The sequence below is a fragment of the Vibrio sp. 99-70-13A1 genome (assembly GCF_013114625.1).
Lineage (GTDB): Bacteria > Pseudomonadota > Gammaproteobacteria > Enterobacterales > Vibrionaceae > Vibrio.
The window spans coordinates 1-12,818 of the sequence record NZ_VTXD01000046.1 but is presented as its reverse complement, the minus strand read 5'-3'; the positions used below and the strand labels follow the sequence as shown (position 1 = coordinate 12,818).

General features: G+C 42.7%; 10 protein-coding genes and 1 pseudogene. 7 read left to right on the top strand and 4 right to left on the bottom strand.

Going from position 1 to position 12,818, the window contains the following annotated elements:
* The first annotated feature begins 196 nt into the window (after positions 1-196).
* From nudF to parC, 6 genes are all read left to right on the top strand, one after another.
* Positions 197-826: an ADP-ribose diphosphatase gene (gene nudF, locus F0226_RS20305; protein WP_171737340.1), complete on the top strand. Its 630-nt coding sequence runs from the start codon at positions 197-199 to the stop codon at positions 824-826.
* 4 nt (positions 827-830) lie between these two features.
* Positions 831-1,274: a DUF1249 family protein gene (locus F0226_RS20300; RefSeq protein ID WP_137375553.1), complete on the top strand. Its 444-nt coding sequence runs from the start codon at positions 831-833 to the stop codon at positions 1,272-1,274.
* A gap of 56 nt (positions 1,275-1,330) precedes the next feature.
* On the top strand, positions 1,331-2,155 hold the full coding sequence (gene cpdA / locus F0226_RS20295) for a 3',5'-cyclic-AMP phosphodiesterase (protein ID WP_171737339.1): 825 nt from the start codon (positions 1,331-1,333) through the stop codon (positions 2,153-2,155).
* Between the two features lie 2 nt (positions 2,156-2,157).
* Positions 2,158-2,760 (top strand): esterase YqiA, encoded by a 603-nt coding sequence (yqiA, locus tag F0226_RS20290; protein WP_171737338.1) that lies wholly within the window; start codon positions 2,158-2,160, stop codon positions 2,758-2,760.
* Positions 2,761-3,005: 245 nt separating this feature from the next.
* Positions 3,006-4,886 (top strand): DNA topoisomerase IV subunit B, encoded by a 1,881-nt coding sequence (parE, locus tag F0226_RS20285; RefSeq protein WP_171737337.1) that lies wholly within the window; start codon positions 3,006-3,008, stop codon positions 4,884-4,886.
* Between the two features lie 3 nt (positions 4,887-4,889).
* Positions 4,890-7,136: a DNA topoisomerase IV subunit A gene (gene parC, locus F0226_RS20280; protein WP_171737336.1), complete on the top strand. Its 2,247-nt coding sequence runs from the start codon at positions 4,890-4,892 to the stop codon at positions 7,134-7,136.
* Between the two features lie 132 nt (positions 7,137-7,268).
* Here the strand turns inward: parC and F0226_RS20275 are convergent, their stop codons facing one another.
* The 4 genes from F0226_RS20275 to metK all read right to left on the bottom strand — a co-directional run bounded on the left by F0226_RS20275 (position 7,269) and on the right by metK (position 11,188).
* Complete coding sequence (locus F0226_RS20275) at positions 7,269-8,000, bottom strand: endonuclease (protein WP_171737335.1); 732 nt, start codon at positions 7,998-8,000, stop codon at positions 7,269-7,271.
* Positions 8,001-8,186: 186 nt separating this feature from the next.
* Complete coding sequence (locus F0226_RS20270; protein ID WP_171737334.1) at positions 8,187-8,687, bottom strand: SprT family zinc-dependent metalloprotease; 501 nt, start codon at positions 8,685-8,687, stop codon at positions 8,187-8,189.
* A gap of 77 nt (positions 8,688-8,764) precedes the next feature.
* Positions 8,765-9,565 (bottom strand): DUF2189 domain-containing protein, encoded by an 801-nt coding sequence (locus tag F0226_RS20265; protein WP_171737333.1) that lies wholly within the window; start codon positions 9,563-9,565, stop codon positions 8,765-8,767.
* Positions 9,566-10,033: 468 nt separating this feature from the next.
* On the bottom strand, positions 10,034-11,188 hold the full coding sequence (gene metK / locus F0226_RS20260; protein ID WP_171737332.1) for a methionine adenosyltransferase: 1,155 nt from the start codon (positions 11,186-11,188) through the stop codon (positions 10,034-10,036).
* A 379-nt stretch (positions 11,189-11,567) separates the two neighbouring features.
* Between metK and F0226_RS20255 the strand changes: the two are divergent.
* Positions 11,568-12,818, top strand: a pseudogene (locus F0226_RS20255) (transketolase); the annotation flags it as partial.

Below are 12,818 nucleotides of genomic sequence, written 5' to 3'. Positions count from 1 at the left end.
CTTCTCAAGAGTTTAACTCAACTTGGTGGTAATTTACTCGAAAATTTGCACTTTTTTACCTTTAATTGTCCACTTGTGCAATATATTTTTTGATAATTTAACTATTGTTATAACTTTTGTATGAAAAGTTGAGCCATATCCTTGGTAGTTATCGATGACAATGAGTAAACTATAAAATCACTGAGTGAGGTATCAAATGCAAAGTTATGACAATCCAGCAAATGAATTTACTCCACAAGATGTCGAAATAATCTCAAAAAAGACATTGTTCCGTGGTTTTTTCAAAATGGTGAAATACACCTTCAAGCATCGACTATTTGAAGGCGGTTGGAGCCAACCCATCGAACGCGAAATGTTCGAGCGTGGTCATGCTGCTGCATTAATCCCGTACGATCCTATTCGTGATGAAGTTGTGATTATAGAACAAATTCGAGTAGGGGCTTTGGAGCATGAAAATCCATGGCAGTTGGAAATCGTCGCGGGAATTATTGATACCGATGAAACTGCCGAAGATGTGGCACGAAGAGAAGCCTTAGAAGAAGCGGGCTTAGAGGTGATGAAGGTATTACCTATTACTTCGTATTACCCATCTTCAGGAGGTTGCTCTGAAAAGTTAGATGTTTTTGTTGGGCAAGTGGATTCTTCATTAGCGAAAGGCGTTCATGGGTTAGACTATGAAGGTGAAGATATCCGAGTTCAGGTAATGAAACGAGAGCAAGCATACCAACATGTGAAAGACGGTAAATTTGAGAATGGTGCCACAATCATTGCGATGCAATGGCTGCAGCTAAACTACTTAGATCTACAATCACAGTGGAAAGAGTAAAGTAATGACAAACATAGCAGCGAAGAAACCTTACCACGTTGATCTTGCTGAATTGATGCGTGTGTATGAAACAAATTATGCCAAGTTGAACGCCTTGTTACCGGTGGGACATAAGGTGGGAGATGTTCGCTGTTATCAAGCTGTTAATATGGTGTATCAACTGACAGTGAATGAGGTCACAAAATACACCACATTAATAGATATATGTCAGAGTGATGAGACGCCAGTATTCCCTTTGCCTAAAATGTCTGTCAGGCTATATCATGATGCTAGAGTTGCAGAAGTGTGTTCTAGTGGGCACTTTTCAAGAGTAAAAGCGCGCTATGATTATCCCAACGCAAAACTCATGCAAAAAGATGAAAAGTATCAGCTCAATAAGTTCCTTGGTGATTGGTTAACGTTCTGTTTAAAAACAGGTATTAGCCGTATACCACTCTCATTTTCATAACGCTATTTTAAGAGCAATTGTAAAGTTTACACAGTAATGTATCTGGATTTGTTATTTTGAATTTATCACGCACTTCAAAATTTGATGGCAACAGTATTAAGCTTGTTCAGCTAACTGATACTCACTTATTTGCGCCTAGTAATGGCAGCTTGTTGAGTATTAATACACAAGACAGCTTTCATGCTGTGGTGTCTGCTATCTTAGAGCAAAATTTTGACTTTGAGGCGATTCTTGCAACGGGTGATATTTCTCAAGATCACAGCGAGGAATCGTACCAAAAGTTTGAATCGGGAATTGAACCTTTAAGTAAGCCTTGTTATTGGTTGCCTGGTAACCATGACTTTAAACCGAATATGAGTAGCGTATTACCTTCTCCTCAAATCCAATGTGTTGACCATGTATTACTTGGTGACCATTGGCAAATGGTGATGCTTGACTCGCAAGTTGTAGGCGTGCCACATGGCCGTTTAAGTGATCAGCAACTTGAATTACTAGATGCAAAACTTTCAGAGCACTCAGCTCGCCATACTCTAGTGCTTTTACATCATCACCCACTTTTAGTCGGCAGTGCTTGGCTTGACCAGCATTCATTAAAAGACTCTGAGCAATTCTGGGATGTAGTAAATAAACATTCAAATGTACGCGCTATCTTGTGTGGGCATGTTCATCAAGACATGAACCGTGAGCATTGTGGCGTGCAAGTTATGGCAACACCATCAACCTGTGTTCAGTTTAAGCCTAATTCTGATGATTTTGCGTTAGATACTCTAACCCCAGGTTGGAGAGAATTAATTTTGAAAGAAGATGGGCAGCTAGAAACTCAGGTAAAGCGCTTACCAAAGGGGAGTTTTTCTCCTGATTTCGATGCAGAAGGTTATTAGACATGTCAGTATCATCAGTTCATAAAAAACCATCACTTCTTTTGTATATCCATGGTTTTAACAGTTCATCTTTATCGCATAAAGCGAACGTTATGAGAGATTACTGTGCAACGCACCGAGCTGATGTGAAGATATTAACGCCCCAACTTCCTAGTTTTCCTCAGCAAGCCGCACTTTACCTACAAGGGCTAGTTGAGCAATACAAAAATGATTATCAAATAGCATTAGTAGGTAGCTCTTTAGGTGGTTATCTTTCAACTTGGCTTAATGCTCATTATGGTTTTAAAGCTGTTGTAGTAAACCCAGCAGTTAAGCCTTATGAGCTTTTGGCTGATTATTTGGGTGAACAAGAAAACCCGTATACTCACGAGAAATATCTGTTAGAGCCAAAACATATTGATGAGCTGAAAGCATTAGAAGTTAAAACATTGAACGATGTGAGTGACTTTTGGCTGTTACAACAAGTTGAAGATGAAGTGCTTGATTATCGACAAGCCGTCGATAAGTATCAAGGTTCAAAACAAACAGTAGAGCAAGGCGGCGATCATAGCTTTGTTAACTTTGAACGTTACCCAGAGCAAATCCTCGCTTTCTTAAATATTTAATTAATGTCATCAATCATGACGTGATGTAATAAAGTCTGACGGTTATTTCACCTATCAGTGGGGAAATATCATAGTTTGACGCCATACTTTTTGAACTAGCTTGACAACAATCCCCAGCTTCCAGACTATATTCCCCAATACTTTCGCTCGTTCGCTTTGTTATGAAGGTTCATAACAAATAATTCATCTTTTGTTGTTTTTGCTACAAGCGAACCGACGTAAATTTTTTGAGTACACTCCGTATTATGACTGAACAATATAATGCAAAAGACCTCGAGGTTCTTGAAGGTCTCGACCCTGTGCGACATCGCCCGGGGATGTATACAGAGACAGAAAGACCCAACCACCTTGCACAAGAAGTTATCGATAACTCTGTGGATGAAGCTCTAGCGGGTCACGCTAAAAAGATCAAAGTTATCCTGCACGCCGATCAATCTCTTGAGGTGATTGATGATGGTCGTGGCATGCCTGTAGATATTCACCCTGAAAAAGGCATATCGGGCGTAGAGCTGATCATGACTAAGCTTCACTCGGGTGGTAAGTTCTCCAACAATAACTACCAATTCTCTGGTGGTTTACACGGTGTTGGTATTTCAGTTGTAAATGCGCTGTCTAAACGTGTTGAAGTGACGGTTCGTCGTGATGGACAAGTCAATGAAATCGCTTTTGAAGGCGGAGTGACTGTTACCGATTTAACCGTAACAGGTACCTGTGGTCACCGAAATACCGGAACATCGGTTCACTTTTGGCCAGATGCAAAGTATTTCGACAGCGCTAAGTTTTCTGTCATACGTCTTATCAATAATTTACGAGCAAAAGCGGTACTTTGCCCAGGCTTAGAAATTACCTTCTCAGATAAGGTGAATGGTGATGAACACCAATGGTTCTATGAAGATGGTCTGAAAGATTACCTAGCAGAAGGCGTAAAAGGGTACACCTTACTGCCTGAAGAACCTTATGTTGGTGAATTCATCGCAGAAAAGGAAATGGCGAACTGGGCTATTGTTTGGCAGCCAGAAGGCGGTGATATGATCACCGAGAGCTACGTGAACTTAGTACCCACCAAACAAGGTGGTACTCACGTTAATGGTCTGCGCCAAGGCTTACTTGATGCAATGCGTGAGTTCTGCGAATTCCGTAACCTTCTTCCACGTGGCGTTAAGCTAACGGGTGATGATATTTTTGATCGCTGTTCTTACGTTCTGTCGGTCAAGATGCAAGACCCTCAATTTGCTGGTCAAACAAAAGAACGCTTGTCTTCTCGCCAAACGGCTGCGTTTGTTTCTGGTGTGGTAAAAGATGCCTTCAGCCTTTGGTTGAACGAAAAACCGCAGCTTGCAGAATTACTGGCTGAAGCCTGTATTGCAAATGCTCACCGCCGTATGCGCGCTAGCAAAAAAGTAGTTCGTAAGAAGATCGCCTCAGGTCCTGCATTACCAGGCAAACTTACTGATTGTTCAGTTCAAGATTTAAGTCGCACAGAAATCTTCTTCGTGGAAGGGGACTCGGCAGGTGGTTCTGCTAAGCAAGCTCGCGATCGTGAATTCCAAGCGGTTATGCCACTTCGCGGTAAGATCTTAAATACTTGGGAAGTATCAGCAGATCAGGTCCTGGCATCTCAAGAAGTACATGATATTTCTGTTGCGCTAGGTATCGACCCTGATAATGATGATTTATCTGGTTTACGTTACGGCAAAATTTGTATTCTTGCCGATGCGGACTCGGATGGTCTTCATATCGCCACATTATTATGTGCTCTGTTTACTCGTCATTTCCGCGCACTTGTTGAAGCGGGACATATCTATGTCGCAATGCCTCCTTTGTATCGTATTGATTGCGGTAAAGAAGTGTTTTATGCATTAGATGATGATGAAAAAGATGGCGTGCTTGAGCGACTTTCCCAGAAGAAAGCCAAGATTAATGTACAGCGATTCAAAGGTCTGGGTGAAATGAACCCACTTCAGCTTCGTGAAACGACAATGGATCCAAACACTCGTCGTCTTGTTCAATTAACGATTGATGATAGCGAAGCGACAATTGAAATGATGGACATGCTGCTTGGTAAGAAACGCGCAGATGATCGCCGTGCATGGCTACAAAATAACGGTGATATGGCCGAGGTATAATGGATGTCTAACGAAATTACATATGATGGCGTTGAACAGTTGCCAATGCGCAAGTTCACCGAAGATGCCTACTTAAATTACTCAATGTACGTGATCATGGATCGTGCACTGCCATATATTGGCGATGGCTTGAAGCCAGTACAGCGTCGTATTATCTATGCAATGTCTGAGCTTGGTCTTTCTGCTGCATCGAAATATAAAAAATCAGCTCGTACTGTTGGTGACGTTTTAGGTAAGTATCACCCGCATGGTGATTCTGCTTGTTACGAAGCCATGGTTCTTATGGCGCAACCTTTCTCTTACCGCTACCCACTGGTGGATGGTCAGGGTAACTGGGGTGCTCCGGATGATCCGAAATCATTCGCGGCGATGCGTTATACCGAAGCTAAGCTTTCCAAATTTGCTGAAGTTCTGCTTGGTGAGTTAGGTCAAGGAACGGTAGATTGGCAGCCAAACTTTGATGGCACGATGAAAGAGCCTCAAATGTTACCGGCGCGTTTACCTCATATCTTACTGAACGGCATTACGGGCATTGCTGTAGGTATGGCGACAGACATTCCACCTCATAATGTTCGTGAAGTGGCAAATGCCGCTATTCACCTGATTGATACACCAAAAGCTGAACTTCCTGATGTGATGGGTTTCATTCAAGGCCCAGATTACCCAACTGAAGCTGAGATTATCTCACCTAAGTCGGATATCGAGAAAATCTACCGTACTGGTAAAGGCAGCATTAAAATGCGTGCTGTGTGGCATAAAGAAGGCTCTGATATTGTTATCACAGCCCTACCGCACCAAGTATCAGGCTCGAAATTGCTAGAGCAAATTGCCAACCAAATGCGCGCTAAAAAGCTGCCGATGGTTGAAGATTTGCGTGATGAATCTGATCACGAGAACCCGACTCGCATTGTTGTTGTACCGCGCTCAAACCGTATCGATTGCGATCAGTTGATGAGCCACCTGTTTGCTTCAACAGATCTTGAGAAAAACTTCCGAGTTAACTTGAACATGATTGGCTTAGACAATCGTCCTCAAGTAAAAGGTTTAGTTCAGATATTAAAAGAGTGGATTGAGTTCCGCCGTTCAACCGTTCGCCGTCGCTTACAGTATCGTTTAGATAAAGTGCTGGCTCGTTTACATATTTTGGAAGGCTTATTAGCTGCTTACCTTAATATTGATGAAGTAATCGAAATCATCAGAACTGAAGATGAACCTTGTCCTGTGCTGATGAGTCGCTTCAATATTTCTGAGATCCAAGCAAACGCTATTCTTGATATCAAGCTACGTAACTTAGCAAAGCTAGAAGAATTTAAGATTCGAGCTGAGCAAGAAGAGCTTGAAGCTGAACGTGACAAATTAGAGAAACTGCTAGGTTCAGAGCGTCGTCTAAACACTTTAATTAAGAAAGAAATTCAAGCTGATGCCGATAAGTATGGGGATGATCGTCGTTCTCCATTAATGGTTCGCGCTGAAGCTAAAGCCCTGACTGAGCGTGATTTGGTACCGAGCGAACCAATTACGGTTGTATTGTCAGAAAAAGGCTGGATTCGTCATGCGAAAGGGCATGAAGTTGATGCCGAAACCTTGAATTATAAGTCTGGTGATAAATACTTGGCTCATACTCGTGGTAAGAGCAATCAACCTGCTGTGTTCTTAGGCAGTGACGGTCGAAGTTATTCATTGGAATCCCACTCTTTACCTTCAGCAAGAAGCCAAGGTGAGCCGATTACAGGGCGCTTAAACATTAGCCCTGGTAGTTCTATTCGCCAGGTCGTGATGGGTGAAAGTGATCAATTATGGTTAGTTGGTTCTGATGCTGGTTACGGCTTTGTTTGTAAGGGCAGTGATTTATTGTCTAAGAACAAGAGCGGTAAAGCTTTGGTGAATTTACCTCAAGCCGCTGAAGTATTATTACCAAGCTCTGTGGATGATTTGGATACGAATGAAATCTTAGCGATCACCAATCAAGGTAGAATGCTTCTATTCCCAATCAAAGACCTGCCTCAGTTAAGCAAAGGTAAAGGGAATAAGATCATCAACATTCCATCAGCGAAAGCGAAGGAACGTGAAGAGTTTGTTTCCCACTTGATGGCTATCCCGCAAGGGGCTACCTTAACCATTTATGCTGGTAAGCGTAAACTAGGTTTGAAACCTGCTGATTTAGATAATTTCCGCGGTGAGCGTGGTCGTCGTGGTGGGCTTCTACCGAGAGGTTTACAGCGTGTCACTCATATCGATATTGAATCGTAAAAGTTCAAGCAAGAGTGGAGTGATTTGTAGATTAATTCTGTAAATTTACTGCCACTCTTTATTGGAATATAAATTAAAAAGCACTGAACATGAATTTGTTCGGTGCTTTTTTTGTTAGAGGGGAATTGTTGATTACTGACAATGTTCAAATACAAATGGGTTGTGGTTATTTTGAATCTTATGAATCCGTTCGTCTCTTGTGCACTCCCACTCAGTCACGGGATATTGTTTATCCCAAGCCATCATCAAGTTGGTTTGCTGCTTCGATAGTTTGAATCCATATTCTTGGCTCATGTACAGGTACGTGCGCGCAATCGCCCCTCTTGATCTCTCAGTTGGCATGACTTTACGTTGCTTAAAGTTGACCTGAACCTCGCATTGTCCGTAGCTCACACCATCAACCCCATTCCACTGGCTGAAATTGTAATTAGAGCGGTCACCATTTACTTCGCCAATAGCAGGGACTAAGTTATGCAGGTCTGCTTCCATCGATTTGAATACTTTATCGTTTCTAGTGCAGTTCTTACGCCCTCCTGATTGCCAGCATTGTCGCTGATGTCCAAACTGCCATGCCGGCACTACATGTTCCCATTCAATGCGAGAAGCCCGTTTTAGCTGCTTTCGAACTTGGTAGCCGCATGAGTCAAGATCTGGAATACCTTTCTTTTTGTCTTTCCAAGTAATATCGCAGCCACAGTAGAATGAAGTCGGGTGATCAAGGTAAATCTTCACCGCTTCTTTTTTAGCTTTTGAAAAGGAGCTAGGAGGAGCCGCAAAAGCACTTTGGGGTAGTGATAGGCTAAAACCTAGGAGTAAGCAAAGGGACACCGATAGGTTAAATGCTTTCAAGTTTATGTATTTCATAAAATAAAGACTGATAAAAGTATGATAACTATCAGTCTAGCACTCAATTTATGAAGTTCTCTATCGGATTTTAATTAGGGTATGATTTTGCTTGGCAGGGAATCTCGCTACCAAGATAATAGTAGGGGCTGTAGATAGAATGAAGCAATGTGAGCGGATAAAGTGAGTGCAATTAAATTGGTTATTTTAACTGAGTTGTATTCCTGTAAACGTTAAGAGTTGGCTACATTGCTGACACCGATAAGTGGATTGTTTACGTAAAACTTTGTTATGGCGACGAATTGATAAAGGATAAGTAGTGCAGCAGCACTGGTACTCAAAGGTTTTCCCTTGAACGGATTGTACTTCAAAGTTATGCGTGGTTTTTGCTGGGACTTGAAATACCCCTTCCATGACAGATTGCCATTCTTTACCGTGTGGTCTAACTCGCCCATACACTTGATATGTGATCAGATGTGCGATCTCATGTGGGATCACTTCTGCCAAAAAAGCGTCTACATTCTCTTCGAATAAAACACGGTTAATTTTTATTTCGTTAAGTTGCAGATAGGCTTTTCCTGCGGCTTTTCCTCTTAGTTGAAAAGAAATCTTAGGTATTTGGAATTGACGTAAGAAGTGTTGATCCGCTTGAGTGATGCATTCTACGATCTTTTTATTCACGCGGTGTTGTAAAGAGCAGTATGGCAAGTTGGTGAACTCCAAAAAATGGCCTTAGGGTGAGCTAAGGCCAAATAATATCATCACAATGACTACAGGTAGGAGACCTACGGATGATGTTTTTTCTTTATAGTGTCGTGATAGGCATGCCATGTGCCATAACCAAGCAATGGCATTGTTACTATCATCCCTAATCCATAAGTTGCAAATCCAACTAATACGCCGATACCAATCAAAGCTGCCCACACAATCATTGCCGGGATATTCGACTTAACGGCATTAAAACTTGTAAATATAGCACTCATTACGTCCACTCTTCTTTCCATCATCAACGGAATTGAGAAGGCAGAAATACTAAAAATGAGGCTGGCGATAACAAGCCCAATAACTGAACCGGTTATTAAGAATGGAGCAAACTCCGTAAGTGGTGCTCCTTGAACGGAAGGGTAAAGGGCATGCAATAACGCTGCAATCCTCATCCAAAAAATCATAGCAACCATCAACACAATGGCGAAAGCCCACTGAGAAGACGAGTTCCTTGAAATGGCTTTTATTGAATGAAATAGGCTTGCATCATGACCTTTCTCTCTTTCCCAACTTGCATCATAAAGCCCTAAAGCTAAGAATGGGCCGATAAGCATGTAAACGATTAAACTTGGCATAACAACAAGATGTGTACCTTGCCATTGCACTAATTGAACGATAGCAACTGCGGCTGCCATAAAGCACAGCCCGTAGAAGGCGCTGATGAATGGCATTCGAATGAAGTCATGTAGAGCAAGAGAAAGCCAATGGAAAGGTGCTGATACGCTGACTTGATTACAAGGAATCGTTCGTGCGTATTCGCTATCGCTGACCTTATGCTTTTTCTTATTATTAAAATCTTCTGGTTGTGCTGTTCGAGGCATAAATCCCCCCAGTTAATAACATCCTAGTTAAAATTCATTGAATGTCGTTGCTTGACAGCACTTTGTGCATCATCACGGCCATTTCAACGCTAGAGTTCTAGGTTGTACTGCAGTACCAGTGCTCAAACTTCAATAAGAGATTTGTTATACCTAAACTAGCAAAAGGCGTGATTGCTAATGGTATAGCTAGACTCTTAAGCATTTAGCTAGCGAGAGGGAGTCGATAAACTCTTAATCTGAAGCTAACATTTCTGCATTTAATGTAAGCACATTATTGCCTAGGAACAGTATTAACTATTGGCAGTAGTATCAAAAAATACAACTTACGCAGGGGCTTTTTGGATGATTATTTTTAGAGAAGAGTGGTTGGCTATAGAGAGCTAGGCTGTGTTGGGGAAGATAACTTCATAAAAATAAGGCCCTTACTAAGAAGTAAGGGCCTTAATAGAAATCTAGTATGAAGCTAAATTATTTTATACCAGCGAAGTCCGCAAGGATTGCTGCTTTGTCTGTTGCTTCCCAAGGGAACTCTTCACGACCGAAGTGACCGTAAGCAGCTGTCTGCTTGTAGATCGGTTGTAGAAGGTTAAGCATTTCTTGTAAGCCATATGGGCGAAGATCAAAGTTTTGACGAACCGCTTCAATGATGATTTCGTGAGCTACTTTCTCAGTACCAAACGTTTCAACCATGATAGAGGTAGGATCAGCAACACCGATAGCGTAAGAAAGTTGAATCTCACAACGGTCAGCCATGCCAGCTGCAACGATGTTTTTAGCAACGTAACGCGCTGCGTAAGCTGCTGAACGGTCAACTTTTGATGGATCTTTACCAGAGAAAGCACCGCCACCGTGACGAGCTGCGCCGCCGTACGTATCAACGATGATCTTACGACCAGTTAGACCACAGTCACCCATAGGTCCACCGATTACGAAACGACCGGTTGGGTTGATGAAGAAGTTAGTGTCTTTGTTGATCCACTCAGCAGGAAGTACTGGCTTGATGATCTCTTCCATTACTGCTTCACGTAGATCCGGTGTGGTTACTGAATCACAGTGTTGAGTAGAAAGTACGACTGCATCGATACCAACGATCTGACCTTGGTCGTATTGGAAAGTTACCTGAGATTTAGCATCTGGACGAAGGAAGTCTAATTTGCCGCTCTTACGTACTTCAGCTTGCTTCTTAACAAGAAGGTGAGAGTAAGTAATTGGAGCTGGCATTAGGATTGGAGTTTCGTTAGTTGCGTAACCAAACATGATACCTTGATCGCCCGCGCCTTGCTCTTTAGGGTCAGCTTTATCAACACCTTGGTTGATGTCTGGAGACTGCTTACCAATTGTGTTTAGTACTGCACAAGAGTCAGCGTCAAAGCCCATGTCAGAATGAACGTAACCAATTTCACGAACGGTTTCACGAGTGATTTCTTCGATATCAACCCATGCAGACGTTGTTACTTCACCGCCAACCATTACCATGCCGGTTTTTACGTAAGTCTCACAAGCAACACGTGCTTTTGGATCTTGTTCCAAGATGGCATCAAGAACAGCATCAGAAATTTGGTCTGCAATTTTATCTGGATGGCCTTCTGAAACAGATTCAGAAGTGAATAGGTGCTTAGCCATGAGAGCTCCACTTTTTAGTTTTGAACGTAATACGTTGAGGCGTAAATAGTTAAAAAGCGCCGATGAATATAAAGGTCGTCGCTATTAATTACATTATATTATGTAGGTGTTTCTACATCTAGACGTCTATTTTAGTTTTCATAGGTTGAATTACAAGCTCTTTTTTTGGATATGTCATAACTAAACGTTTGCGTATGAATAAAGATAACCAACGGTTTAGAGGGATAAATGTCATAAAAATGCAGAAAATGCTGCTTATAAGCCCAGTAAAACGTTTGCAGTCACTATAGTCGTTTGAGAGAATACTGGCGGCTAAATAACTAGAAAAGTTTAGCCTTATCTTCTTTTTCTTAAATCGCTTACGCATCCAGGAGCAGACATGCCTTCTCGTAAAGATCTAGCCAATGCAATCCGCGCACTTAGTATGGACGGTGTTCAACAAGCAAATTCAGGTCACCCAGGCGCCCCTATGGGTATGGCTGACATCGCTGAAGTACTTTGGCGTGGTCACTTGAACCACAACCCATGGTTACGAGCTTTCAATTGAAGATCTTAAGAACTTCCGTCAGCTTCATTCTAAGACTCCAGGTCACCCAGAGTACGGCTACGCACCAGGTATCGAAACAACGACAGGTCCTCTAGGTCAAGGCATCACTAACGCTGTTGGTATGGCGATGGCTGAGAAGTCACTGGCTGCACAGTTCAACAAAGAAGGTCACGACATCGTAGACCACTTCACTTATGCGTTCATGGGTGATGGTTGTCTGATGGAAGGTATCTCTCACGAAGCATGTTCTTTAGCGGGTACGCTAGGTCTTGGAAAGCTGGTTGCTTTCTGGGATGACAACGGCATCTCTATCGATGGCGAAGTAGAAGGTTGGTTCTCTGACGATACACCTAAGCGTTTTGAAGCTTACGGCTGGCACGTAATTCCAGCAGTTGATGGTCACGATGCTGACGCTATCAACGCAGCAATCATCGCTGCTAAAGCGGATCCTCGTCCAACACTTATCTGTACTAAAACTATCATCGGTTTTGGTTCTCCAAACAAAGCGGGTACACACGACTGTCACGGTGCTCCACTAGGCGCTGATGAAATCACAGCAACTAAAGCAGCGCTTGGCTGGGAACACGGTCCTTTCGAAATCCCAGCGGATATCGCAGCTGAGTGGAACGCGAAAGAAGCAGGCGCAGCGAAAGAAGCAGCGTGGAACGCTAAGTTTGACGCATACGCAGCCGCTCACCCAGAGCTAGCAGCAGAATTTAAACGTCGTACTAACGGCGAGCTTCCAGCTGAATGGGAAGAGAAAGCATCGGCAATCATCGCTGATCTTCAAGCTAACCCAGCAAACATCGCATCACGTAAAGCATCTCAAAATGCGCTAGAAGCATTCGGTGCCATGCTACCTGAATTCATGGGCGGCTCTGCTGACCTTGCGCCTTCTAACCTGACTATGTGGTCTGGTTCTAAGTCTCTTGAAGCAAACGACTTCTCTGGTAACTACATCCACTACGGTGTACGTGAGTTCGGTATGACGGCTATCATGAACGGTATCGCTCTGCACGGTGGTTTCGTACCATACGGCGCAACGTTCCTAATGTTCATGGAATACGCGCGTAACGCTATGCG

Bases quoted from the DNA above. Each gene is read 5' to 3' on its own strand.
- nudF (WP_171737340.1), top strand. From the start codon at position 197: ATGCAAAGTTATGACAATCCAGCAAATGAATTTACTCCACAAGATGTC.
- parC (WP_171737336.1), top strand. From the start codon at position 4,890: ATGTCTAACGAAATTACATATGATGGCGTTGAACAGTTGCCAATGCGC.
- F0226_RS20300 (WP_137375553.1), top strand. From the start codon at position 831: ATGACAAACATAGCAGCGAAGAAACCTTACCACGTTGATCTTGCTGAA.
- metK (WP_171737332.1), bottom strand. From the start codon at position 11,188: ATGGCTAAGCACCTATTCACTTCTGAATCTGTTTCAGAAGGCCATCCA.
- yqiA (WP_171737338.1), top strand. From the start codon at position 2,158: ATGTCAGTATCATCAGTTCATAAAAAACCATCACTTCTTTTGTATATC.
- parE (WP_171737337.1), top strand. From the start codon at position 3,006: ATGACTGAACAATATAATGCAAAAGACCTCGAGGTTCTTGAAGGTCTC.
- F0226_RS20265 (WP_171737333.1), bottom strand. From the start codon at position 9,565: ATGCCTCGAACAGCACAACCAGAAGATTTTAATAATAAGAAAAAGCAT.
- F0226_RS20275 (WP_171737335.1), bottom strand. From the start codon at position 8,000: ATGAAATACATAAACTTGAAAGCATTTAACCTATCGGTGTCCCTTTGC.